This is a genomic window from Stenotrophomonas sp. LARHCG68, assembly GCF_052871705.1.
Map to the genome: position 1 here is coordinate 582219 of NZ_JBIXJV010000002.1, position 26002 is coordinate 608220.

At 63.1% G+C, this 26002-nt stretch carries 15 protein-coding genes; 9 read left to right on the forward strand and 6 right to left on the reverse strand.

From position 1 onward, the window contains the following. Positions 1-145: 145 nt before the first annotated feature. From ACIPR8_RS10150 to ACIPR8_RS10175, 6 genes are all read right to left on the reverse strand, one after another. Positions 146-1015 (reverse strand): GIY-YIG nuclease family protein, encoded by an 870-nt coding sequence (locus ACIPR8_RS10150; protein ID WP_446540941.1) that lies wholly within the window; start codon positions 1013-1015, stop codon positions 146-148. A gap of 31 nt (positions 1016-1046) precedes the next feature. Continuing rightward, positions 1047-4124, reverse strand: coding sequence for a type I restriction endonuclease subunit R (locus ACIPR8_RS10155; RefSeq protein WP_446540942.1), 3078 nt, complete (start codon positions 4122-4124; stop codon positions 1047-1049). 35 nt (positions 4125-4159) lie between these two features. Next, positions 4160-4762: a hypothetical protein gene (locus ACIPR8_RS10160; protein ID WP_446540943.1), complete on the reverse strand. Its 603-nt coding sequence runs from the start codon at positions 4760-4762 to the stop codon at positions 4160-4162. Between the two features lie 16 nt (positions 4763-4778). After that, on the reverse strand, positions 4779-6164 hold the full coding sequence (locus ACIPR8_RS10165; RefSeq protein WP_446540944.1) for a restriction endonuclease subunit S: 1386 nt from the start codon (positions 6162-6164) through the stop codon (positions 4779-4781). Beyond that, positions 6164-8383, reverse strand: coding sequence for a type I restriction-modification system subunit M (locus ACIPR8_RS10170; RefSeq protein ID WP_446540945.1), 2220 nt, complete (start codon positions 8381-8383; stop codon positions 6164-6166). Before ACIPR8_RS10170 ends, ACIPR8_RS10165 begins: the two co-directional genes overlap by 1 nt. Before the next feature lie 67 nt (positions 8384-8450). After that, positions 8451-9338, reverse strand: coding sequence for a restriction endonuclease (locus tag ACIPR8_RS10175; RefSeq protein WP_446540946.1), 888 nt, complete (start codon positions 9336-9338; stop codon positions 8451-8453). A gap of 734 nt (positions 9339-10072) precedes the next feature. Between ACIPR8_RS10175 and ACIPR8_RS10180 the strand changes: the two genes are divergently transcribed. The 9 genes from ACIPR8_RS10180 to ACIPR8_RS10220 all read left to right on the forward strand — a co-directional run bounded on the left by ACIPR8_RS10180 (position 10073) and on the right by ACIPR8_RS10220 (position 25838). Next, positions 10073-10924: an HpcH/HpaI aldolase/citrate lyase family protein gene (locus ACIPR8_RS10180; protein ID WP_446540947.1), complete on the forward strand. Its 852-nt coding sequence runs from the start codon at positions 10073-10075 to the stop codon at positions 10922-10924. A gap of 60 nt (positions 10925-10984) precedes the next feature. Then, entirely contained in the window at positions 10985-13405 is a 2421-nt protein-coding gene (locus ACIPR8_RS10185) for a sodium:solute symporter (protein ID WP_446540948.1), read from the forward strand. Between the two features lie 91 nt (positions 13406-13496). Further along, positions 13497-14369, forward strand: coding sequence for a LysR family transcriptional regulator (locus tag ACIPR8_RS10190; RefSeq protein WP_132863914.1), 873 nt, complete (start codon positions 13497-13499; stop codon positions 14367-14369). A gap of 405 nt (positions 14370-14774) precedes the next feature. Next, complete coding sequence (locus ACIPR8_RS10195; RefSeq protein WP_446540949.1) at positions 14775-16964, forward strand: TonB-dependent receptor; 2190 nt, start codon at positions 14775-14777, stop codon at positions 16962-16964. A 315-nt stretch (positions 16965-17279) separates the two neighbouring features. After that, positions 17280-19544, forward strand: coding sequence for a TonB-dependent receptor (locus ACIPR8_RS10200; protein WP_446540950.1), 2265 nt, complete (start codon positions 17280-17282; stop codon positions 19542-19544). A 20-nt stretch (positions 19545-19564) separates the two neighbouring features. Further along, entirely contained in the window at positions 19565-20821 is a 1257-nt protein-coding gene (locus ACIPR8_RS10205; protein ID WP_446540951.1) for a serine hydrolase domain-containing protein, read from the forward strand. Then, positions 20818-21759 carry a ribokinase gene (locus tag ACIPR8_RS10210; RefSeq protein WP_446540952.1) on the forward strand — a complete coding sequence of 314 codons (942 nt, stop codon included), beginning with the start codon at positions 20818-20820 and terminating at the stop codon, positions 21757-21759. The genes ACIPR8_RS10205 and ACIPR8_RS10210 overlap by 4 nt, the downstream gene beginning before the upstream one ends. Positions 21760-21795: 36 nt before the next feature. Next, the gene (locus tag ACIPR8_RS10215; protein WP_446540953.1) at positions 21796-23985 is read left to right on the forward strand and encodes a formylglycine-generating enzyme family protein; all 2190 of its coding nucleotides are present in this window, start codon (positions 21796-21798) and stop codon (positions 23983-23985) included. Further along, positions 23982-25838, forward strand: a complete 1857-nt coding sequence (locus ACIPR8_RS10220; RefSeq protein WP_446540954.1) for a glycoside hydrolase family 127 protein — start codon at positions 23982-23984, stop codon at positions 25836-25838. Before ACIPR8_RS10215 ends, ACIPR8_RS10220 begins: the two co-directional genes overlap by 4 nt. Positions 25839-26002 lie beyond the last annotated feature (164 nt).

The window sequence follows — 26002 nt, forward strand, 5'->3', positions numbered from 1 at the left end:
GCGTTAACGGCACCGGGAGCGATCCACTGCTCTCGCTTGATGAGCCGAATAGCCTGGCTATTCTGCTCATCAACCCAGCCAAGTCTGGTCGTCGCGCAAGGATATGATGAGGCCACCGATGCATCATCCCGAGCTTCATCGCCGCCTAATTGTCGTTCAACCCATTCGGAGAGCGGGTCTGCAGCCGCTCTTTCCAGGTGCTCTCAATCTGCACAACGTCTTCAACCTGCATATCCGGCGACAAGCGCTGCAGGATGCTGAACACAAACCCCTGTGGATCTCGTCCCCGCAGCAGACGGTTGCCACCGTCGCCGCTGGCAGCATAGTTCTGCCAGCGCCCCAGCAAGTTCTCTGCGCCACTGGCCGACCCCACGTACCCCAATCGCGACGTCCGGTCGAAGATGTAATAGATGCCGCGCCATTGCGCCAACGCCTGCCGCCAGCTGGTCGGCAGCAGATTCAACTGACTCCACTCAAAGGTCAGTGTCTGCCAATCCGGCATCGCCTTCACCAGCAGGCTCTCGTCATGGATGGCGCGGACCGGCAGCCGATTGCGCGCGGCCCAACGCCACCATGAGCGCTCGATGCCCGTCCAATCGATCACCAGCTTCCCTTTCCAATCGGACAGATGCGTTGTCGGCTGCAAATCGAACCAGAAAGAATCGCGCTTATCCTTGGGGCCGCTGATCCCCATTACGCGCAACTCCGCGTTACCAGGTAGAGCCCAGAATCGATCAACGGATACAACCTCATAACTGGCCACTTCATACACACCCACGAACACCGCACGTCCTGCCTCATGCCCGATGAAGGACACCAGATGGCGCGCCTTGGATAGCGCTTTCTCCACCACTTCACTGTGATTGCACTGAAACGCGTTATAGACGGCAGGCCGCTCGGCCGCCAACCATGGCAGCACGGCCCGCAAGTCCTTCTCGGCCGGGCGGTGGCGCATCACCATCACCGTCGTCGGGTCGAGTCCGGACCTGGTGAGCAAGTCATTGAGTTCGATCATCGTCGGCGATGGCCGCAAGTATTGGACTCCATCATTCCAGACCCTGCTTTTCCACAGCCTCGTTCTGCCTTGTGATTTGTGCTTCGGTGTTTCGAACCTTTTGATATACCGCCCGCATCAGGTGGCTTGCGGCAATGCTTCTGAAGGCTTCGTCATTCATCAGCCGGACAAAAATTTCCTCGTTGCCTTCCATGCGCTCGATGAAGAGATTCTCAAGCTGCTTATTAAAAACGGGTTCGAAGTTCTCAATGCTGTTAGCCAATACCGCCTGACGTAGTTGTTCATTGGCCACTGCGGTTTCACGAACTTGATCGAAGAAGAGCTGATCTGCTGGCATGAACTCTGTGCCGAAACGCTCATTGAGCTTGCCAACCAAGGTCGAAAGCTGCACATCTTCGTCGGCCTGCCCGGTGCCAACGTCAGTTGGACCATAGAGTGCCTCCGGCTCGCCGACCATAAGATCAATTGCGCCTTCACTAATTTTCTGCAGGCGGTAGTACTTGAGTTCAACTTCATCGTCAACCTGCACAATCCGGTTATCCGTCGTGCGTGGCAACTTGGTCAGCAGGAAACGGGCGTACGTATACAACTTCTCATGGTCGGAGTCTTGGTAAGGCACGATCTGAGAAACAAAGCCATACAGATTGCGAAAGCCCACCAACTGGCTCTTGAACAAGTTCTGGTCCTCTTCCCCAAGCTTTTTGAATCGATCAATCGCCAGATCAAGCAGGCCATTCAATTTCTTGTGCTCGCCGCCCGTGGGGTTCAGGCGATTGCGGAACCAGATTTCACACCAAGCACTAACCTCGGCTTCGGCATAAATTTTCCAGTTGGCAAGCGTGTGAGCCAGAGTGTTGAGCTGTTGTGGATCGGTATCGTCGCCCTTGTCTGTCGCTTCGTAATAGGGCCTGAAGGCGGTGTAAATGTCCGCAGGCTCGTTGACAAAATCGAGTACAAAGGTGTCCGTCTTGCCTCGTGTCGTTCGATTCAGGCGCGAGAGTGTCTGTACCGCCTGGATGCCGGACAAGCGCTTGTCGACGTACATGCTGTGCAACAGCGGCTGGTCAAAGCCCGTCTGATACTTCTCGGCCACCAGCAAGACTTGGTATTCCTCGGCGTTGAACTTCTCCGGCAACTCGGATTCCTTGATGCCGTTGTTCATGCTGACTTCGGTGAATTTTTCATCGGCGAACTCCTTGAGCGTGATTTCTCCGGAGAACGCCACCAGCGATTTCACGTCGGTGTAGCCCTTGTCCTTGATGTACTTGTCGAACCCCAGCTTGTAGCGCACAGCGTGCTCACGCGAGCCGGTCACCACCATCGCTTTGGCTCGGCCGCCAATCTTGTGGCGGGTATGGGTGCGAAAGTGCTCCACGATCACTTCGACTTTCTGTGCGATCTCGTAGTCGTGAAACTCGACGAACCGCGCCAGTGCACGGGCGGCCTTGCGGCGCGGCACCTCTGGATCAGCCTCCACCTTCTGGATCAGCTTGTAGTAGCGCTTGTAGCAGGTGTAGTGGGCCAGCACGTCGTGAATGAAGCCTTCCTCGATGGCCTGCCGCATGCTGTAGTGGTGGAAAGGCGCTTTGCCGTTTGGACCAGGTTCATTGAAAACAGCCAGTGTCTTGAACTTGGGCGTAGCGGTGAAAGCAAAGAAACTCAAGTTGGGTTGTTTGGCGCGCTTGAGCTGTTCGCGCAGCAACTCCTTTTTCGCCTCTTCGCTCAAGGCATCGTCATCCATGTCCAGCAACTGCTCGGCAATCGCGGATTCAATGCCGTCCTTGTTCAGGATCTTGCGCAACTCCATTGCGGTTTCACCGCTTTGCGAGCTGTGCGCCTCGTCCACGATCACCGCGAAGCGCTTGCCAGCTGTCGAGATGGCCACCCCTTTGCCGTTAGCCTCCATCGTGCGAATGGCCTGGGTGATGAACGGGAACTTCTGGATAGTGGAAATGATGATCGGCACGCCATCGGCCAGCGCCTTGGCCAACTGCTGTGTGTTTTCGTCGATCTTTTGCACCACACCCAGCTTGTGCTCAAACTGGAAGATGGTGTCCTGCAACTGTTGATCAAGCACGCGCCGGTCGGTGATCACCACCACCGAATGAAAGATCTTCTCGTTCTTGGCATCGTGCAGGCTGGAGAGGCGGTGCGCCAGCCACGCAATCGAGTTCGATTTGCCTGAACCTGCGGAATGCTGGATCAAGTAGTTGTGCCCCGAACCATGCGCCTGAGCGTGGTCGGTTAGTGCCCGTACCACATCCAGCTGGTGGTAGCGCGGGAAGATCATCGACTCTTTGCGGTGGCGCTTGATGCCCTTTTCTGTGACGACCGTCTTTTCCTCGACATCTAAATGGATGAAACGAGCGAGTATGTCCATCAGGCTGTCACGGGCAAGCACCTTGTGCCACAGGTAGGTGGTGCGCACATCACCCGCTGCAGGCGGGTTGCCCGCGCCGTGGTCATGCCCCAGATTGAAGGGCAGGAAGAACGTGTCCTTACCCTCAAGCTTGGTGGTCATGAACACCAGCTCAGTATCCACGGCGAAATGCACCAGGCACCGCTGCTTGAAGGCAAACAGTAATTCCTTGGGGTCGCGCTCAAAGCGATACTGGTACTTCGCGTTCTCCACGTTCCATCGCGTGGCGGACATCGGGTTCTTCAGCTCCAGCGTGGCCACGGGCAAGCCATTCACCGCCAACACCACATCGGGGATGGCCCCGCTCTTGGTGTTGACCTGCCGCACGATGGTCAAGCGGTTGTCCTCAAAGCGCTCGGTGCTCGCGGGGTCCAGCCCGGTGTTGGGTGCAAAGTAGGCCAGCCGCACCGTCTTGCCCACGCACTTAAAACCCTCGCGCAAGACCGACAGGGCGCCTTTGGCGGCAAGCTCCTTCACCAAGCTGTCCAGCAGCATTGCGGGCGCTTTGGCGGCGTCCAGCTGGGTCAGGCGCGTCCATATCTTGGGCTGCGTCCTTTGCACAAAGGCAACGACATCTGCCGGAAACAGCGCCGCTTCCGGGTCGTAGGTGTTGGGATCACCTTTTTCGTAGCCACCACTGTAGATCAGTGCGTGCTCGATGTCGTTTTCAAAGTCGACTTCTTTGTGCATCTTTCTCTCCCTTTAAATGCGTCAGCTTCGGCCTGCTAGCGAATCACCTCAATATTGCTATTGTCCAAATCCGCCAGCGCCATGCTATTGAGATCGGCATAGCGGTAATGGCGTATCGTGTGATCGCGCTGCAGGTACTTTCCATCTGCGTCCAAATACGGCGTCGGGTCGGGATGGTTGCTCAGCACATACTTGGTCGCGTGAATGACGCTACGCTTGGTTGTGTACGCATTGATGGTGGCATGCAGCGCCTTGAGCCAATCCACACTGGCTTTCAACTGATCTGGTACGTCGTGCGGAATGCTCTCCGACTTGAACTCAAGGCAGTACACATACAGCTTGCCTTTGCGCAAGTTGAACACCACAAAGTCACAGCGCTTTGACCAGGGCTTGGCGGTATCGTCCAGAAAGTGAAACAGCGGCGATGATGAGCCATTCTTCTTGGTGTCCAGCTTGATCACCAAGGTCTCGCCGGTGGTCTGCAAGCTCACCTTGTACTCAATGGGCTTGGTACCACTTTGGCCGAACACCTTTTCCTTCAGCACCACCTCACTGCTACCAGCCTGCGGTTCGCCGTAGTGATTGGTATTCAGGTAGGACTTCAGGCAGTTGAAGTAGCCCTGCGCATTCAACGCCATTTGGATCTGCCTCCATTCATAAGGCAGTTCCTTCGGCGGTCTGTGGAATCGGAGAGCCACGCACGTCGATTTTTCCGGTCACGGCGTTGGTGATGACAGCAGATCTGTACTCAACTACCCGTTCAATAACAGAAAGTACTTTTTCGCTTTGCCGATCAATAGCCTCCACCTTGGCAGCCAAGGTCAAAACTATTGCTACTTGCTCTTGAACAGGCGGAAACGCGAACAGCAATCCACCAACCTGAGTGAAGTTAAGCCCCTCTCGGGAAGTACCATTCTCAAGCGACGATATTTGATCTTTCGCTTGGCGAGAGCACAGCAACAAGTGAAGGTACTCTGAAGTTACCAAATCCCGAACTGGCCTCAGAATACAAACATGCTGATTTACATTCGCCTGTGGAAATGGTGTTGGAACAATGCTCGTTCGACCAATTGATGCGCCGGTAATGTTAAGCAGAACATCCCCTGCGAGAACCCTACTTGCCGCCTGTGCCGAATCGGCCTCATCGGTGATGTAGGCTACGTCTTCGAGTCGCAGCCCTTTGTCATGAACATTTTGGCTTCGCAGGATCATGACTCCCTCCTGCACATACACCTCTGAACCACCTTTCGGGGTTTTCCCGCTACCAATGTAGGAAACAGTAAATTTGGTTCTTTTGGCCTCCCAATGAGCAGGAATCTTCCCAAGCCACGCTACCCCCGAATCCTTCATCGCAACGGATGAATCAAGTCCCTTTGTGACAGCATGGCTGATCAGCGCCGTGCGCTTTTCGGCCAGCTTGTCGAGCAGCGATTTTTTCTTCGTGATCAGTGCATCGATTTGCGCAGTTTTGAAGTCAAGAAAACGGGCGATGGCTTGTTGCTCATCTAGAGGGGGATAGGTAATTGACTCGTTGAGATAGGCTTGACTATCCAGATTCTGAATGCCCGTCGTTTGCTTAATTGACCTGAAGTTGACCCGTCCTGAGTAGAGGTGTGAATGCAGGTAGGTCAGGAATCGAGAGTTAATTCCATCACTTGCGACCATTCTTGCAATGAAATTTGAGGTCACAGCGGGAAAATTCTGATTGAATTCAACGACAGCACCAACGAGTTGCTGCTCGCCTCCTCCGGATTTCTCTAGAAGCAAATCACCTTTGTTTAGCAAGCGGTTGCGACGGTCTTTTTCGGCGATGCTACGCATCGTCAGTTTTTCCGTGGACACACGCAAAGACTGGCGATCAAAGTCCGCAACACGGATACAGACCAGATCGTCGTCGCCATCAGGCTCAGCCCCCCAGACACCGTTTTGGCAGGACGAGATAGACCATTTGGCACGGTCAATTCCCCAATGTGAGGGGATCTCAGGAAACCAATCGCACCCAGTAGTTTTGTATGTCGGATAGGCAGGGTATTGCTTCATCACACCACCTCGCTCAGCATGGCCACGATGTCTTTTTCGAGTTGGCTGATTTCGCCTGCAATTACATCCAGCGGACGCGGGGGCTGGTAGACGTAGAAGTGCCGGGTCAGCGGGATTTCGTAGCCCACCTTGGTCTTGCTGTGGTCGATCCAGGCATCGGGCACGTGCGGCAGTACTTCAGCCTTGAGGTAGTCCTCGCAGTGGTCTTTCACGAGCGCCAACAGCTGGTCGTGGCCGGTTTCGTTGTCGTAGCCCAGTGGCAGCGGCAGTGCAACGTCCTCCGGCAGGGCCACGATTTCGGTATCGCGCAGATCGGCATCAGGTTCCGGGTTGCCCTTAGAGTCCAGACAGATGTCTGCCTTGGGGTCGCGCTCCGAGAGCGCCGCCAAAATCGCTTTCTTCACTGGCGCAGAAACCTTGTTGGGTAGCCTTTTCAGGGCGGCTTCGAGCACGGCTTCGAAAGCGGGACGATTGCGGTACAGCGTTTCAATATCCATGCCTTGCAGGGCGGCCTTGATGGCTGCCTGTGTTTCTTGGCCTACCGCGACTTCCGCGCGATAGGCGGCATCGTCCTTACGCTTCTTGCTGCTCGCCAGATTGGCGAAAGCGCTCTGCCCATCCAGCTTGGCGATCCGGTCCGCGCTGGCTTGGAAGTTCAGCCGCAGCGGGCGCTCAACGGTGATCTTCAAGAAGCCAAATTCGCGGTTCTCGAAGAGCTTGCTGCAAACCCGGCGTTTGGGTTTCCCGTCCACCAGCACCTCACTTTCCGCATCGTGGTCGTGCTCGGCGTACAGGCGCACCAGCTCTCTGATGTGGTCGTCCGAGAGCTCGTTGCGCTTGTTGCCCAAGCTCTTGTCCATCTTCTTGAAATGACGGGTGCCGTCGATCAACTGCACCAGGCCTTGGCGATGAGTGGGCTTCTTATTGGTAACGATCCAGACATAGGTGTAGATGCCCGTGTTGTAGAACATCTGGTCAGGCAGGGCGACGATGGCGTCCAGCATGTCGCGCTCAATGATCCAGCGGCGGATGTTGGACTCACCCGATCCGGCGTCACCCGTGAACAGGGGCGAGCCATTGAAAACGATGGCGATCTTGGAGCCGTCACCACCGACGTTCTTGCCATCGACCAGCTTGGGCGGCTGGTGCATCTTCGATATCATGTGCTGCAGGAAGAGCAGCGAGCCATCGTTGATGCGTGGCAGGCCCGCGCCGAAGCGGCCGGAAAAGCCTTGGTCTTCGTACTCCTCCCGCACGAAGTCTTCTTCCGGCTTCCACTCCACCCCAAAGGGCGGGTTGGCCAGCATGTAGTGGAATTTCTTGTCCGGGTGGCCGTCTTGCGGCACAAAGCCATTGGTCTTGTTCTTGGCGTCCTTTATGCCCAAGGTGTCGCCATAGATCAGGTTGTTGATCGGCTCATCCTTGATCAAAAGGTCGGAGCAACAGATGGCGTAAGACTCTGGATTGTACTCTTGCCCAAACAATTCGATATTGGCTTGAGGGTTCTTTGCCATTGCAGCTTTCTCCGACTCAGAAAGCATGCCACCGGTACCCGCCGTCGGGTCATATACACTGCGGTAAATGCCCGGCTCGAAGATGCCGTCTTCTCCCGTAAAAACCAATTCGACCATTAAACGGATGACTTCACGTGGGGTGAAATGATCGCCGGCCTCTTCGTTCGCCTGCTCGTTGAACTTGCGCACCAGCTCTTCGAACAGGTAGCCCATCTGTAAATTACTGATGGCTTTGGGTGAGAGGTTGATGTCTGCGGAGCAGAACTCCTGAATGATCAGATACAGTCGATTTGCCTCGTCCAACTTGGCGATCTCGGTTTCAAATTCGAACTTATCGAAAATGTCGAGAGCACGTGGCGAGAAACCCTGGATGTAGGAAATCAAGTTGCCAGCGATGTTGGGCGCGTCGCCCAACAGCTTCTCAAACGTGAAGCCGCTGGTGTTGAATAGTTCCTGCTTGCGGTCGGTAGCGGCAATGCGGGACAACGCTTTGTCTAGCGCGGGGCCTTTGATTCCTTTGTCTTCCAGGCGTTTCTTTTCGTCTAGCACCTTTTGCTTGTTTTCTGCCAGAACCAGATCGAAGCGACGCAACACAATTAGCGGCAGCATCACGCGGCGGTATTGCGGAGGACGGTAAGGACCACGTAATTTGTTGGCGATATTCCAGATGAAACCAACCAAATTCTGATGCTGGGCGTTTGACATTTGCTTTCCAAAAATCTAGTTAATCAGTGCTTGTTCGCTGATATGAGCGAAGGATAGTTCTTCGTGGTCAGCCTTCGCCCGCCAAAAACCACACCGGCTTGAGCGGCAAGCGCCGGCGAGCGCTGTCATCCAGCTGCCCGTAGTGCCGAGTCCACAGTTCCACCAGCTGGGTGGCGTCGATCAGGGTGATGCGGCGGTGGCTCTGGCGGGCTTCCAGGTCGGCGTCCTTGGTGAAGCCGGACAGGGCCACGAACAGGCCGACGTCGCCTTCGCCAAGCACCGCCATGAAGCTGCGCAGGCCCATCACGTCGATCTTGGGTGAGTTGGCGTTGCGCTTGACCTGCACCTTGATGCGCGGCGGGCGGGTGCCCAATGGGTCGTTGTAGGCGATGACGTCGATACCGCCGTCCTTGCCGGGCGGGGCAATCCAGGCCACGTGGTAGCCCATGGCGGTGAGCAGGGCGCCTACCAGCTCCTGGAACTCGTAGGGCGGCATGTCGGCCAGGTGCGCCTCGATCTCGGCCCAGGCCATTTCCTCGGCCTGCTCCAGGGTGATGCTGGCGGACTTTTCCACCGCTTCGTCGTCGCCCTCGTCGACTTCGATTACCGGCTGCGCCTTTTTCCACTTGTGGTACAGGCGCACCGCCTCGCGGTAGAACTGCTCGCCGTCCGGGTACTGCCGGTAGGCCTGCGCGCCTTCGGCGGTGATGTTCCAGATGCCCTTGTCCTTGACCAGCCAACCGGCCTTGACGGTATCGACGGTGGCGAAACGCACGATCTTCTCGAAACGGCGCCCACCGGTGGGGTAGTCGCCGGCCTCGTAGGGGGTCAATTCGACCTGTGCGGCCAGGGCGGCCAGGGCTTCGGCGGCCTTCAGGCCGTCGGGTCGGGCCTGCAGGATGCCAAACAAGGTGCGTATCAGATGGCCGGTCCGGGCCTTGGTTACTTCTGCCATGTGTCCCCTGTTCTGGTGGCCTGTTCCAGCCCGCCTGCGCGGCGATCGGGGCGGGAAAATCAGGTCTCGTGATGTGAAGGCGAATGATAGCTGGGCGCGCCTTGGTATATCAGGCTGAACGGGTCTTTTGCTGGGGGAAACTGCTTTATTGGCCCTCTCTTGAATCCTGGTTCGGTAGGAATTGAGGGGGATCGGAATGCTGGGCCGCTGACTTTGTGGGTCTCTGCGGTCGATCTGGGACCTTCTTTGTCTTCGGATCGGGACGGGAGGTGTATTGAGGATCTGTTTGAGGGGGCAGCGCGGACGGTTTTGGTTGATTCCGTCTGCGGGTACCGCTGGAACCCTCCCCTTGCCTTGCGGCAAAGGGAGGGGGTCAGGAGCTGTGACTGGGGGTTTGCGGCCAGAAGCACAGGGCAGGATCGGGAAGCGCCCCCCATCCGCCCTTCGGGCACCTTCCCCGCTTGCGGGGGAAGGAAGGGGTCCGGGGTTGCGGGCGATGTCGGCCAGGCTCGCCGTCATGGCAGCGAAACTGAATGGGATTCGCCGTGCCATGTCCGGCGCGAGGGACTCCCGGTAGAGCCCCCGCCGCGCATGGCCCGGCATCATCCGGGGCGGCAGGGTGTGGGCGGCCTGATCCGGCAAAGCGCAACAAACGCTATTGCATGAATGTTCGGGAATACACTTTTTCCCGGTTCCGATTTGCGCAGACTGCCCTCAAGGTTAGAGGGAACCCCATGCGTAGCAAGCTGTTTGTGCCCGGCGCACGTCCGGAGCTGTTCGACAAGGCCATGGCCGGACCGGCCGATGCCCTGTCTTTCGATCTGGAAGATTCCGTGCCGGAAGCCGGCAAGACGGCTGCACGGGCGGCCGTGGCCGCGTTCCTGGCGCGCCCGGAGATGGTGGCCGGCGGCAAGCTGCTGATCGTGCGCACCAATGCCACCGACAGCCCGCACTTCGCCGCCGACCTCCGGGCCGTGGCCGTGCCCGGCGTGTGGCTGCTCAACATTCCCAAGATCGAATCGGCCGCGCAGGTGCGCGAGGTTGCCACGGCGCTGGAACAGGCCGAGGCCGCCAACGGCGTGGCCCAGCCGATCGGCCTGCTGATCAACATCGAGACCCCGCGCGGGCTGCGCCATGCCGCCGAACTGGCCGCCGCGCATCCGCGCGTGGCCGGGCTGCAGCTGGGCCTGGGCGACCTGTTCGCGCCCAACGGCATCGCGCGTGACCCGGCCAACGTGCAGGCCACGTTGTTCGCGGTGAAGATGGCCGCCGCCGAAGCCGGGGTGTTCGCCTGCGACGGCGCATGGCCGGACGTGGCCGACGCCGAGGGCTTCACGGTCGAGGCAACCATGGCGCAGAGGCTGGGCTTCATCGGCAAGAGCTGCATCCACCCGCGCCAGGTGGCGCTGGCCAACACCCTCTTCAGCGTGCCCGAGGCACTGGTCGCCGAGGCACGGCGTATCCTCGCCGCCGCCAAGCAGGCCGATGCGCAGGGCCGCGGCGCGTTCCTGTTCGAGGGGCGCATGGTCGACCTGCCGTTCCTGCGCCGCGCCGAAGCCATCGTCGCCGGGGCCGGCCACGCCTGATCCTTCCTCAAGGTGACGGCCTGGGCCGGCGCCTCCGCTTTACTTTCCGGGGTCCATCCCATGTCCAAGCACGCGGCCAATGCACCGGCCTTCCTGAAGCGCCCCCTCTCCCTCGGCCTGCGCCTGCTGCTGGCGCTCACCCTGCTGGTGACCGGTGGCATCGCCTCGGCCGGGGAAAGCCTCAATGCCGTGGCCACCGGCCTGCTGCCGACGCTGCCCGATGGCCGTGCGCCGCAGCAGATGCTGGCCCTGCAGGACCAGCTGCTGGCCGTGGAAGGCGAGCGCGCCTGGTACCTGGGCAAGGGCGAGCAGGCCTGGAAGCCGCTGCAGCTGGGCAAGACCCCCGCCAATGCGCTCCACGGCATGGTCCGTTACGGCGATGCCAACTGGCTGCTGGTCGGCGAGGGCGCCGGCCAGGCCAACCGCCTGGACCAGGTCACCCGCAAGGGTGATGCGCTGGTGGCCGGACAATCGCTACCCCTGCCCTCGCCGCTGGCACAGGCGGTGGCCACCACGCTGGACGGTGACCTGTACGTGGCCGGCATCGATGGTGCCGGCAAGCGCCAGCTGCTGCGTCGGCCCGCCGGCAACGGCGCCTGGGTGCCGGCCCCGATGTGGCCGGGCGACGCCGCCGCCGCGGCGATGCAGGCCCAGAAGGGCGCGTTGTATGTGGTCGATGCACCGGTTGCCGGCAACGCACAGCAGCTGTGGCGCTGGACCACCGACAAGGGCTGGGTGTCGCTGCCGGGCATTGACGGCTCGCTGGTCCCCGGCTCGCTGCGCGCGCTCGGCCAGGCCCACCTGTTGATGCAGGTGCGTGACCGCCAGGGCGCGGTCAACGCGCGCACCTTCCACACCATCACCAGCGCCTGGGCGACCGTGGCCGGCAGCGGCGCCGACGCCCCGACCGCCACCGCCAGCTGGGGCAACGGCCTGGCCTGGGCCAGCGCCGACGGCAGCCTGCACACCTTCGAGATGCAGACCGGCAAGCACCTGCTGGGCTGGATGGACTGGACGGTGATCATCGTCTACCTGGCCGCGATGCTGGGCATGGGCGCCTGGTTCTACTTCCGCGAGAAGCGCGGCAATACCGCCGACTTCTTCGTCGGTGGCCGCAGCATCCCGTTCTGGGCGGCCGGCGTGAGCCTGTATGCCACCAACACCAGTTCGATCAGCTTCATCGCCATCCCGGCCAAGGCGTTCGAGACCAACTGGCAGTACCTGACCAACAACCTGATCGCGGTGCTGGGCCTGATGTTCGTGGCGGTGTGGATCGTGCCGCTGCTGCGCCGGCTGGACCTGATGAGCGTGTTCTCCTACCTGGAAACCCGCTTCCACCCGGCCATCCGCATGCTCGCCAGCGCGCTGTGCATCGTCATGCAGATCGGCGCGCGCATGAGCGTGGTGCTGTTCCTGCCGGCGCTGGCGATTGCCACCATCACCGGCATCAGCGTGGTGTGGAGCATCATGATGATGGGCGTGTTCACCATCATCTACACCGCGATGGGTGGCATGAAGGCGGTGATCTGGACCGACTTCGTGCAGGTCATCGTCAAGATGGGCGGCGCGATCTTCGCCATCGGTTTCATCGTGTGGACGCTGAAGGGCGGCTTCGGCGAATTCGTCGCCACCGCGGCGATGGAAGACAAGACCAAGCTGTTCGATTTCAGCTTCGACCTGACCAAGGCCACCGTGTGGGGCTTCATCTTCCTGGTGGTGTTCGACGTGGTGCTGACCTTCCCGAAGGACCAGGTGCTGATGCAGCGCACCCTGGCCACCAAGTCGGACAAGGAAGCGGGCCGCTCGATCTGGGCGTTCGCCGCGATCATGATCCCGGGCGGCTTCATCTTCTACGGCATCGGCACTGCATTGTGGGTGTTCTACAAGAACAACCCGCAGCGCCTGGACCCGCTGCTGCCGATCGATGCCACCTTCCCGCTGTTCATCGCCGCCGAACTGCCGCCGGGCGTCACCGGGCTGATCATCGCCGGCGTGTTCGCCGCGGCGATGGCGACGCTGTCGAGCATCATGAACAGCGTGGCCACGTTGATCTCGGTGGACTTCTACGAGCGCCTGGCCAAGAACCCGAACCCGCGCAAGAGCGTGTTGTTCGCCGAGATCTCCACCGTCATGGTGGGCCTGGTGGCGATCGGCCTGGCGCTGATCATGTCGCGCTACGACATCCACTCGCTGTTCGACGTGTCCATCGAACTGGCCGGCCTGCTCGGCGGTGGTTTCGCCGGTGCCTACACGCTGGGCATGTTCACCCGCCGCGCGAACTCGCAGGGCGTGGCGATCGGCGTGGCCGCCTCGATCGTGCTGACCTTCGTGGCCTGGTGGTTCAAGCTGGTGCACCCGTACTTCTACCTGGCCATCTCGATCATGCTGTGCATCGTGATCGGCTACCTGGCCAGCCTGTGCTTCCCCGCCCCCACCCGCTCGCTCAAGGGCCTGACGATCTACAAGCAGGACGCGGTGTGAAGGCCGGCCACGACGCCAGGACCATGACGTTGGTCGCATCGCCAGCGCCGGCCGGCTGGTGTAGCGTTGCGGCCAGCTGAGAGGTCATACCGTGGAAACCCAGTTCCTCAATACCTTCGTCACCGTCGTGGACCGTGGCTCGATGGCCGCGGCCGCGCGCCTGCTGCACATCACCCCGGCGGCGGTGGCCCAACAGATCCGCACCCTGGAGCGTGAGCTCGGGGCGCCGCTGATCGCCCGCGCCGGGCGCACCGTCAGCGTCACCGAGGAAGGCGCGCGCATCCTGCAGCGGGCGCGCGACCTGCTGCGTGACGTGGCCGACCTGCGCAGCGTGGCCAATGAAAGCGGCATGGCCGGCGAACTGCGCCTGGGCGCCTGCCCGACCGCGCTGGGCGGGCTGGTGCCGGACATGCTGGCGCGGATGGTGGCCAAGTTCCCGGAGATCAACGTCTTCATCAAGCCGGGCTATTCGGCCGACCTGTACGGTGCGGTGGAATCGGGCGACCTGGACGCGGCGATGGTGCTGCAGGCCCCGTTCCCGCTGCCCAAGACCTGCGACTGGCAGCTGTTGCGCGAGGAGCCGCTGGTGGTGCTGGCCCCGGCGCGGCTGGCCGGCTGCGACCCGCACCAGCTGCTGCGCGAGGAGCCGCTGATCCGCTACGACCGGCACGAATGGGGTGGCCGCCAGGCCGACGAATACCTGCGCAAGGTGGGCATCGTGCCGCGTGAGCGGTTCGAGCTGAATGCGCTCAACGCGATCGCCGTGATGGTGGACCGTGGCCTGGGCGTCTCGCTGGTGCCGGACTGGGCCAAGCCCTGGCCCGAAGGCATTTCGGTGGTCAGCCTGCCGCTGCCGCAGCCCAGCGAACCGCGCCGGATCGGGCTGGTCTGGTCGCGCGCCTCGGTGCGCCTGCGCCAGGTCAACGCCCTGCTGGAAGAAGCCCGCGCCGCGTTGATCCGGTAATGCCGGGGATGCCCGGCGTGGGCATCCCCCGGAAAACCCCCGCCGAACATGGCTGCGCCCCACCGCGATGCGGTGCGGGGTTGGCGCAGTGCCGGGCCATGCCCGGCAGCTGGCCTTGCCGGGAACGCCCCGGCCGAGCATGGCGCCGCGCCCCCGTCTCGGGGCGATTCCAGCGCCGTCCAATCGCAACAAACACTAGGCAATGAACATACCCAGTCGCGCTTCCTTCGCCAGAAAGCCGCCCCTAGTCTCTGCCCATCGTCGAAGGTGCGCCTGACGTTCCCACGCGGACACCGGTGCATCAAACGGCAGCATGAAAGGGGCACAAGTCCCCGTCTCGATTACCGGTGCAGGCCGCCCCCCAGCTGTCTGTACACCGTTTCCACATCAGGGGGAGAGGAAGCAATGATCAAGCCACTTACTGCTGCCATCAGCACTGTTCTGCTTGCCAGCGCCATTGCGCCGGCGATGGCGCAGGATGCAAGCAAAGCCCATGACGATGCGGTCAGCCTGGACCAGGTCATCGTCACCGGTACCCGTACCCCGGTCGCGATCGAGAAGGTCCCCGGCGCGGTCACCCTGGTGACCCCGGAGCAGGTGCAGCGCACCTTGAACCTGACCGAAGACGCCACCGCCGTGCTCGCACGCATGGTGCCGGGCTACTCCGAATCCTCGCAGGCGATGAGCAACTCCGGTGAGACCCTGCGCGGCCGCATCGCGCTGCGCCTGTTCGACGGCGTGCCGCAGGGTTCGCCGCTGCGCGAAGGCAACCGCAACGGCACCTTCACCGACATGGGCGTGATCGGCCGCATCGAGGTCATCAACGGCCCGTCCGCCGCCGAAGGCATCGGCGGTGCCGGTGGTGTGATCAACTACCTGTCCAAGAACCCGGAAGTGGATGGCCACCAGACCACCATCTCCACCCGCTACGGCACCCAGTTCAAGGGCGACAGCGACCAGACCAAGATCGGCGTGATGCATACCTACAAGGATGATGCGGCCGACTTCCTGATCAGCGGCGCCTACATCGACCGTGGCATCGCCTATGACGGCGACGGCCGCCGCGTCGGCCTGAACACCTCCGGCTCGCTGTCGGACTCGTACAGCAAGAACCTGTTCGTGAAGGGCGGCTACAACTTCGGCGAAGGTCAGATGCAGCGCATCCAGGCCAGCTACAGCAACTTCCACATTGGCGGCAAGCACAACTACATCCCGGTGGAAGGCTGCCGCGCCGGTGACGATGGCTGCACCAAGCCCACCACCAACACCGCCGAGAAGGGCTCCATCGCCGGCTCGCTGGCCGAGTTCAACGACTTCGAGCAGTTCGCGGTGAAGTACACCAACGCCGACTTCTTCGGCGGCGACCTGAGCATCGATGCGTACTGGGCCGAGCAGGCCATGCGCTACGTGCCGGAGAACGGCGACGACCGCCAGCTGACCAAGCCGGCACCGCCGGAAGACCAGCGCATCTGGGACCAGTCGGAGATCAACAGCGAGAAGAAGGGCCTGCGCTTCGGTTATGCCTACGGTGACCTGTTCACGGTCGAAGGCCTGCGCCTGCGCGCCGGCCTGGACATGGTGGAAGACACCGCCGAGCAGCGCCTGGCCCTGACCAACCGCCTGTGGGTGCCGCCGATGAAGTACACCAGCGTGGCACCGTACGCGCAGCTGAGCTGGGACATCGGCCCGGTCACGCTGGATGCCGGCGTCCGCCGCGAGGACGGCGAGCTGGAGATCGACAGCTACACCACCGTCGCCTTCCGCGACCACACCCCGGTGCAGGGCGGCAAGCTGGACTACAAGGCCACCATGCCGAACTTCGGCGCGATCTGGCGCATCAACGATGCGTGGTCGGTGTTCGGCTCGTACTCCGAAGGCTTCGGCATCGCCAACGTCGGCATCCCGCTGCGCAACATCCAGGCCAGCAGCCCGTGCAAGGCCGTGGCCTGCATCACCGACCTGCAGCCGCTGATCACCAAGAACAAGGAAGTCGGCTTCAACTGGCGCGGCGCCAAGGGCCAGGTGGGTGCGTCGGTGTACCGCTCGACCTCGGACTTCGGCTCGACCCTGACCATCGACAAGGCCACCGACGACTTCATCCTGACCCGCGCACCGGTCGAGATCGAAGGCTTTGAGCTCAACAGCGCCTGGACCTTCAACGAGCACTGGAAGGCCACCTTCCTGTACTCGCGCATCCGTGGCCAGACCCAGTACTACCCGGGTTCGGGCCTGAAGAAGGAAATGGGCATCCTGGACATCTCGCCGGACAAGGTGAATGCCTCGCTGACCTGGACGCAGAACGACAACCTCAACGCCACCCTGGGCGTGAGCAAGACCTTCGACCGCGACCTGCGCGAGACCTTCACCAACCCGGCCAATGGCGACGTCTACGCCAACGAAGAGAACACCTATGGCTACGCGCTGTGGGACCTGAGCGTGAACTACGACACCGGCCGCTTCGGCCAGCTGTCGCTGGGCATCGAGAACCTGTTCGACAAGCAGTACGTGTTGACCTGGTCGCAGCTGCCGGGCTGGCAGAACTACTTCTCCGGCCGCGGCCGGATGGTGTCGCTGTCGCACACCATCAAGTTCTGATAACGGGCTGATGGACAACGGCGCCACGGGCAATCGTGGCGCCGTTTTCTTTGCCTGCCGGATGCGTCACAAGCGGATGTTTCTTGTTGCACCGCAAGAAAAAACATCGCCTTTCTTCAACCAACAAAAGCTCACGTCTGAAGCTAGCCGCCCGTCCTTCTTCCCTGCCCCTGCGCACGCCTAGGCTGCATCCACGGGGGCACGGCGCGTCGGGAGGGACGTGGCCAGCGGTCATTACCTGCAGCAGTCGCCGCACGCATGCGGCAAAGCAGTTCAAGCGCGTCTTCTCATACATCCATCGAGATAAGAACGAACATGAAGAACTTGCCTGTGACGTTGGGGGTTTTCCTGCTGGCCGCTGCGGTCAGCGACAGTGTGCGCGCACAACAGGTGGACGCGGCGCAGGCGCGCGAGGACGAACGCGCCGCCAGCAGCAGCGGCAGGAAGCCTGCCCAGGCCACCGACCTGGACCGGGTGATCGTCACCGGCGTGCGCGCGCCCAAGGCCGTGGACAAGATCCCCGGCGCGATCTCGATCATCACCCCGGAAGAGATCCGGCAGTCGCTGGTCATCACCGAGGACAACACCGCGGTGCTGGCGCGCACCATCCCCGGCTACGCCGAATCCTCGCAGGCGATGACCAACTCCGGCGAGTCGCTGCGCGGGCGCATCCCGCTGCGCCTGTTCGACAGCATCCCGCAGGGCTCGCCGCTGCGCGAAGGCACCCGCAACGGCACCTTCACCGACATGGGCGTGATCGGCCGCATCGAGGTCATCAATGGTCCCTCGGCGGCCGAGGGCATCGGTGCCACCGGCGGGGTGATCAACTACATCTCCAAGGTGCCCGAGCACGACGGCAGCGAGACCACGATCAGCGCGCGCTACCAGACCCAGTTCCACGACGACAGCGTGGGCTGGAAGCTGGGCCTGAGCCACGCGATCAAGCAGGACAACTACGACTTCCTGGCCAGCGTCTCGCAGCTGGAGCGCGGCATGGCCTATGACGCGAAGGGCCGCAGCATCGGCATGAATTCCAGCGGCTCGCTGGCCGACTCGCAGTCGCGCAACCTGTACATGAAGGGCGGCTTCAACTTCGGCCAGGACGGCGAGCAGCGCCTGCAGGCCACCTACAGCAACTTCAACATCGGCGGCAACGGCGACTACATCCAGGTGGTCGGCTGCAAGGGCCCGCATGACTGGCCGCCGTGCGACACGCCGTACCCGAACACCTCGGTGAAGGGCCACATCGACGGCCAGCGCGATGCGCTCAACAAGTTCATCCAGTACAGCCTGCAGTACACCCACAACGACTTCTTCGGCGGCACGCTGGACCTGGTCGGCTACCAGGCCGACCAGGGCATGCGTTTCCTGCCGGAGAACGGCGCCGACCGCCAGCTGGTCAAGCCGGCGCCGGCCGACGACGCCGACCGCATCTTCGACCAATCCGAGATCCAATCGAAGAAGAAGGGCCTGCGCACCTCGTGGACGCGTCCGACGCTGTTCGGCGTGGATGGCCTGGAGCTGCACACCGGCGTGGACTTCGTGCAGGACGTGGCGCAGCAGCGGCTGGTGATGACCGACCGCGTGTGGGTGCCGCCGATGGACTACAAGAGCGTGGCCCCCTACGCGCAGCTGAGCTGGGACATCGGCCCGGTGACGGTCAGCGGTGGCCTGCGCCGCGAGAACGGCGAGCTGGACGTGGACAGCTACACCACCGTGGCCTACCGCAACAGCGTGTTCGTCGAAGGCGGCACCCTGGACTACACCGCCAACCTGCCCAACATCGGCGCGATCTGGCGCGTGACCGACCAGTTCTCGCTGTTCAGCGCCTACAGCAAGGGCTTCACCCTGCCGGACATCGGCATCCCGCTGCGCAACGTGAACTACACCGGGCAGTCGGTGAAGGGCATCCTCGACCTGCAGGCGATCATCGTCGACAACATCGACATCGGCTTCAACTGGCGCGGTTCGCGGGGCGCGCTCAGTGGCAGCTGGTACCACTCCACCTCCGACTTCGGCGCGTCGCTGGAAGTGGACCCGCTGACCAGCGACTTCATCATGACCCGCGCGCCCACCGACATCAAAGGCATCGAGTTCACCGGTGAGTTCCGCTTCACCGACACGTTCAAGATCACCGGCCTGTACACGCACCTGCGTGGCTGGACCTCGTTCTGGGGCCCGGACCCGCAGGGCCGCTACGACGCCGGCCCGTTGAAGAAGCCGCTGGGCATCTTCGACGCCACCCCGGACAAGATCAACGTCGCGCTGGTATGGAAGGCGTTGCCCAACCTGGACGCCACGCTGGGGGCGAGCATGCTGCGCGACCGCCACCTGACCAGCTCGGCGGTGCGCGAGTACGACGGGGAGACCTTCGATTACGACGAGAAGATCAACGGCTACACGCTGTGGGATCTGGGCGTGAACTACGATAGTGGCCGCTTCGGGACGTTCTCGCTGGGCGTGGACAACCTGTTCAACAAGTACTACATCCTCAGCGGCTCGCAGGGCGATGGCTGGCAGAACTACTGGGCCGGTCGTGGCCGGGTAGTCTCGTTGAGCTATTCGTACACGTTCCGCTGATGAGCGCAGGAGTGCACGCCATGCATCAAACCATCGCAACACCGCGCAGCCGTCGCTGGCTGCGCCGTGGCGCCGCACTCCTGTTGTGCCTGCCCGCGCCGCTGCTGCACGCTGGAGACCGCTGGCAGCGGCTGGATGGTTTCCTGCAGGCGAGCACCGCACCGGGCCAGTTCCCGGGCGCGGTGGCGCTGGTCGAGCACGATGGCCGCATCGTGTTCCAGCAGCACTACGGCCACGCCGACAGCGCTGGCCACCGGCCACTGCAGTCCGACAGCATCTTCCGCATCTATTCGATGACCAAGCCGGTGACCTCGGTCGCCGTGCTGATGCTGCTGGAAGAAGGCAAGCTGTCGTTGGACGATCCGCTGGCGCGCTACCTTCCCGAGTTCGCCGACCGCACCGTGGTGACCGGTGGCGACCTGCAACATCCGCAGACCGAAGATGCACCGCGCGCGATTACCCTGCGCCATCTGCTCACCCATACCAGCGGCTTCGCGGCGGCGTCGGATACGCACCGGGTGGCGACCAAGCTGTTGACCGCGGCCGATGTCGACAGCGCGACCTCGCTGCAGGACGTTGCACGCCGCTTGTCCACGCTGCCGTTGGCCGATGCGCCCGGCACACACTTCCATTACGAAGGCAGCAATACCGAACTGCTGGCGCGCGTGGTCGAGGTGGTCAGCGGGCAACCGTTCGCGCAGTTCCTGCACCAACGCATCTTCAGCCCGCTGGCGATGCACGACACCGGTTTTGAAGTGCCGCTGGCGCAGCGTGGTCGCGTGGTCGAACTGCCCACCAGCAACGACGATGGCAGCCTGCGCGTGGCCGACACGCTCAGCGCGCGCAATCCGGGCGTGCGCCTGAAAGGCTATGACAGCGGCGCCGGCGGTCTGTATTCCACCGCTGCCGACTACCTGAAGTTTGCCCACATGCTGCTCGACGATGGCCGCAGCGGGAAGCAACAGCTGCTCTCGCGCAAGACCGTCGAGCTGATGATGAGCGACCAGCTCGCTGGCTTCGAGCCGGCCATCAGCAGCTATGGCGCGGGCGAGGGCTTCGGCCTGGGCGGCTATGTCATCACCAACCCGGCTTACCGCGGCAAGCTCGGCAGCGTCGGCCAGTTCGGCTGGTCGGGCGCGGCGTCCACCTATTTCACCATCGACCGCAAGGAAAAGCTGGTGGCCATCCTGCTGATGCAATACCTGCCCAGCGGTGACAAGGCGCTCGCCTCACCTTCCACCCGTTTCTACAACCTCGTTTACCAGGCCATTCCATGAGTTCCACCGTACTTGTCGCCGGCTCGGCCAACCTCGACTTCGTGGTCCGCGCCGCGCACGTGCCGGCGCCCGGCGAAACCGTGCTGGGCCGCGAGTTCCGCACCTTCCCCGGTGGCAAGGGTGCCAACCAGGCCGTGGCCTGCGCGCGTGCCGGTGGCGCCCGCACCCGGATGCTGCTCGCATTGGGCCAGGATGATTTCGCCACGCCGATCGAAACCTCGCTGCGCGATGCCGACGTGCAGCTGCACGCGGTGCGCGATGCGCAGCTGCCGACCGGCACCGCCTTCATCTGCCTGTCCGACGATGCCGAGAACGCCATCACCGTCGCGCCCGGCGCCAACATGGCATTGCGCCCCCAACACCTGCCTGCGCTGGATGGGGTGCAATGGCTGCTGCTGCAGCTGGAAACCCCGCTCGACACCGTGCTGGCCTATGCACTGGCCGCACGTGCGGCCGGGGTCAAGGTCGCGCTCAACGCCGCACCGGCGCAGGTGCTGCCGGCCGAGCTGCTGGCGCAACTGGACATGCTGATCGTCAACGAGGGCGAACTGGACGTGGTCGCCGGCAACCCGCCGGACCTGGCCAGCGGCCTGGCGCGGCTGGACGTGCCCTGCGTGATCGTCACCCTCGGTGCGCGCGGCTGCCTGGCGCGGCACGAAGGCCGTACCCTGCTGCAGCCGGCGTTCGCCATTTCGCCGGTGGATACCACCGCCGCCGGCGATACGTTCTGCGGCACGCTGGTGGCATCGCTGGCCCATGGTGAAGCCCTGCAGCAGGCGCTGCTCGCCGCCAGCGCGGCCTCTGCCCTGGCCTGCACACGGCTGGGCGCACAATCCAGTATTCCCGACCATGCCGAAGTCACCGCGCTGCTGGCCGATGCCCGCCGTGTCCCCGGCACCGACGCCCATGCCGCGCTCGCGGCCTGGTGCGCGCTTTGACCGCTTGCTCCCCCTGTTTTTCGTTGGATGAATGCCATGACCACGCCGTACCCCACGCCTGACTACGACAACGACAGCCCCGACCACGGGCGCGAGGCGATCACCACCGAGTACAAGTTCTCGCACGTCACCACCGGCCGCTACCTGCCCACCCCGGGCAAGGCACCGGCCTGGCCGTTCGCCGACATCGGCAGCTGGATGATCGATGCCAACGCCAGTGCCGGCGACTGGCTGACCGAGCTGAAGGACTGGCGCCGCGAGCACCTGGTGCGGATCGGCTACACCGACGTGAACTACCGCCGCCCCGAGCTGCAGTGGGCGCAGCGCAACTTCGTGCACGCGCAGATGATGGTCGAGGACCGCTACTTCTTCGACGTGGACACCGCGCAGTACACCGTGGACAAGTACCTGGATGACCTGATCGCACGCTTCGGCGGGCTGGACTCGGTATTGATCTGGTACATCTACCCGAACATCGGCATCGACGACCGCAACCAGTTCGATCTGGCGCACACGCTGCCCGGTGGCCTGGAGGGGCTGACCGCTGCCGTGAAGGCCTTCCAGAAGCGCGGCGTGCGCGTGTTCCTGCCGGCCAAGCCGTGGGACCACGGTACCCGCGACCCGGGCGTGACCCATTGGGACGGCATGGCCGAGATCATCAAGGCCACCGGCGCCGATGGCATCAACGGCGATACCTTCAACGGCGTGCCGCGCGCGTTCTTCGATGCCTGCGACGCCAACGGCAACCCAGTGGTGGTGCAGCCCGAATCCACCATCAGCTCGGAAGAACAGCTGATCTGGAACGTGCAGAGCTGGGGCAAGAAGGCCCCCGATGGCCCGGTGCCGCCGGTGTCCAAGTGGAAGTGGCTGGAGCCGCGCCACATGGTCAACTACGAGAACCGCTGGGGCCGCAACCGCAACCACGATCTTCAGTACTGCTTCTTCAACGGCATCGGCTACAACGCCTGGGAAAACATCTGGGGCATCTGGAACCAGTTCACAGCGCGCGATGGCGAAACCCTGCGCCGCATCGCCGCGATCTACCGCCAGTTCCCGCAGCTGGTGGTATCGCAGGACTGGGAGCCGTACCAGGTCTGCTACCAGGGCGGCATCTTCGCCAGCAAGTTCCCGGTCGATGGGCTGAGCCTGCACACCTTCATCAACCGCAACGAATACGCGGTCAACGGCGAGCAGATCGGCCTGCCGCACGTGGACGGCACGCGCTACTACGACGTTTGGCACGGGACGGAACTGTCGCCGTCGATCCGCGATGGCGTGGCGGTGATCGAACTGCCGATGGAAGCACGTGGCTTTGGCGCGGTACTGAGCGTGCAGCCGGGCGTCGTGCTCGAAGGCTTCGATGCATTCATGGCTGATGCCGCCACGCGTGCAGAGCAGCCGCTCAACAGCCATTCCGGCGCATGGAAGGCGCTCGGCCAGCAGCTGCGTGAGATCCCGGCCACGCCGGCACAGTCCAGTGCACCGGCCGGCATGGTCACCATTCCGGCGGGCGAGTTTGTGTTCGCCGTTGGCGGCGTGGAGATCGAAGGCTTCAACTGGGCGGGCCAGGACGTGCAATTCCCCTGGGAAGACTGCCCGCGCCGCCACCATCGCAAACACATGCAGATGGCGTCCTTCCACATCGACCGCTTCCCCGTCACCAATGCGCAGTTCAAGGCGTTCATCGATGCCACCGGCTACCACCCGGCCGATGACATCAACTTCCTCGCCCATTGGGTGGACGGCGCGCCGCGCGCCGGCTGGGACAACAAGCCGGTGATCTGGGTCTCGCTGGAAGATGCGCGTGCCTATGCCGCGTGGGCCGGCAAGCGCCTGCCGCACGAATGGGAGTGGCAGTACGCCGCGCAGGGCGGCGATGGTCGTGCCTATCCGTGGGGCAACGACTGGGACGCCGCGCGCGTGCCGCGCGTGAACCGCGGCCGCCGCGTGCTGGCACCGGCCGACGTCGATGCCCATCCGCAGGGTGCCAGCCCGTTCGGCGTGCAGGACCTGGTCGGCAACGTGTGGCAGTGGACCGACGAGTTCATCGACGAGCACACCCGCGCAGCAATCCTGCGTGGCGGTTCCAGCTACCAGCCGCAGACCTCGCATTGGTACTTCCCGCAGGCCTACCGCCTGGACCAGCATGGCAAGTACCTGCTGATGGCACCGGCCAAGGACCGCAGCGGCATGCTCGGCTTCCGTTGCGTGGTGGACGCGGCATGAGTGCGGCCATCCACAACGGCCAGCAGCTGGTGACACCGGCGGCGGTGCAGCTCGATGGCCTGTTCGGGCAGATGCTGGCCGCCAACCGCAGCGGCCGGCTGAGCCACTTCATCGTCGACGAGGACAGCCCGTCGATCAGCATCTTCGGCCAGGCCCACAAACAGCAGAACCAGGAAGGCGACTGGTACGGCGAGCATGCCGGCAAGTGGCTCTCGGCCACCGCCCGCGCGGTGGCGCAGGGCGGCCAACCGCAGCTGGAAGCGAACCTGCGCCGCGTCGCCGACTGGTTGATCAGCCAGCAGGATGCCGACGGCTACCTCGGCAACTATGCCGCCGACCGCCGCTTCACCGTGCCGCAGCCGCCCAAGCCGGAAAGCTGGAACGGCGAGCCGGCGCTGCGCACCTGGGACATCTGGACCCATAGCTACCTGATCCTGGGTTTCCTGGAAACCTGGCGTGCATTGGGCGATGAAAGCTACCTGCAGGCCGCGCGTCGCATCGCCGACCTGTGCTGGCAGGCGCTGGAATCGGGCATCGACATCACCACGCTGGGCAATCACCACGGCATGTCGGCCACGGTGCTGCTGGACCCGGCCGCCGACCTGTACCTGGTCACCGGTGAACCGCGCTACCTCGCGCTGGCCGAGAGGATCCTGCAGCAGGCCAACGCCAACCCGCGCCTGGCCCTGCTCGACAAGGGCATCGCCGGCGAAGACGCGGCGTTCATCGCCACCGGCAAGGCCTACCAGCTGTCGTGGAACCTGGTCGGCCTGGCCAAGCTGTACAAGGCCACCGGCAAGCACGATTACCGCATCGCCATCGACAACCTGTGGCACAACATCCGCGCGCAGCACCTCACCCTCGGCGGTGGCCCGTGGGGGGGCGTGGCGCACCGCTCGCGCGAAGTGTTCAATGCGCCGCGCACGTTCTTCCCGCAGGCCTACGTGGAAACCTGCTCGGTGCTGGCCTGGATGCAGCTCAACCGCGAGCTGCTGGCCATCACCGGCCATGCGCGCTACGCCGAGGAACTGGAGCGTACCGCCTACAACGACCTGCTCGCGGCGATGGCGCCCAACGGCGAGGACTGGTGCTACTACACCTTCCCCAACGGCAAGCGCGTGCACACCACGTATTGGCGCTGCTGCAAGTCCTCCGGCGCGATGGCGGTGGAGGAACTGCCGCAGGTGGCCTATGGCGTCGCCGCCGATGGCGGCCTGCGGGTGAACCTGTACGGACCCGGCCAGGCCACGCTGCCGCAGGCCGAGGCCGGCGCGGTGACGCTGCAGCAGCAGACCCGCTACCCGTTCGACGGCCAGGTCACGCTGCGCGTCTCGCCCGAGCGCAACGCCACCTTCAGCGTCGGCCTGCGCATCCCGGCTTGGGCCGAGGACGCACGCATCCAGGTCAATGGCATCACCGTGCCGGTGCAGCCCGGCGATGACGGCTTCGTGCAGATCCTGCGCGAATGGAAGGCCGGTGACCTGGTCAACCTGCGCCTGCCGATGCAGCCGCAGCTGCAGCGCGCGGCCAACATCAACGTGCAGGAATCGCGCGCACCCGACGGCTCGCCGGTGGCGCAGGAAGTGCTGCGCTGGGAGTACGTCGGCCTGACCTATGGCCCACTGGTCTATGCCACCGGGCTGATCGACGGCTTCAAGACCGACGAGACGGTGCGGCTGCCGCACGGCGACCCGTCGAAGTGGCTGCAGGTCGGTGAGGACCGGGGCGAAGGCGCCACGGTGACGATGCAGCTGGACTGCCGCGCGCCGCTGGTGTTCGAGCCCTACTACCGCTGCGGTGGCCGTGAGCACGGTGCATGGCGCCTGAGCTGGCTGTCGCTGGCGCCTTCGTGATCCACCCGCCGGTGCCGGCCACGCCAGGTGCGTTGCCGGCATCGGCAGGACGATGCGTCCCGTTCCATCACGGTGTCAGGGGCGCTCGATGGGCTGTGGAAGGTTTTTGTCCTCGCTGAAAATACCCGCACGATCTGTTTCTTCCGGTGGCACGGGAGGAAACT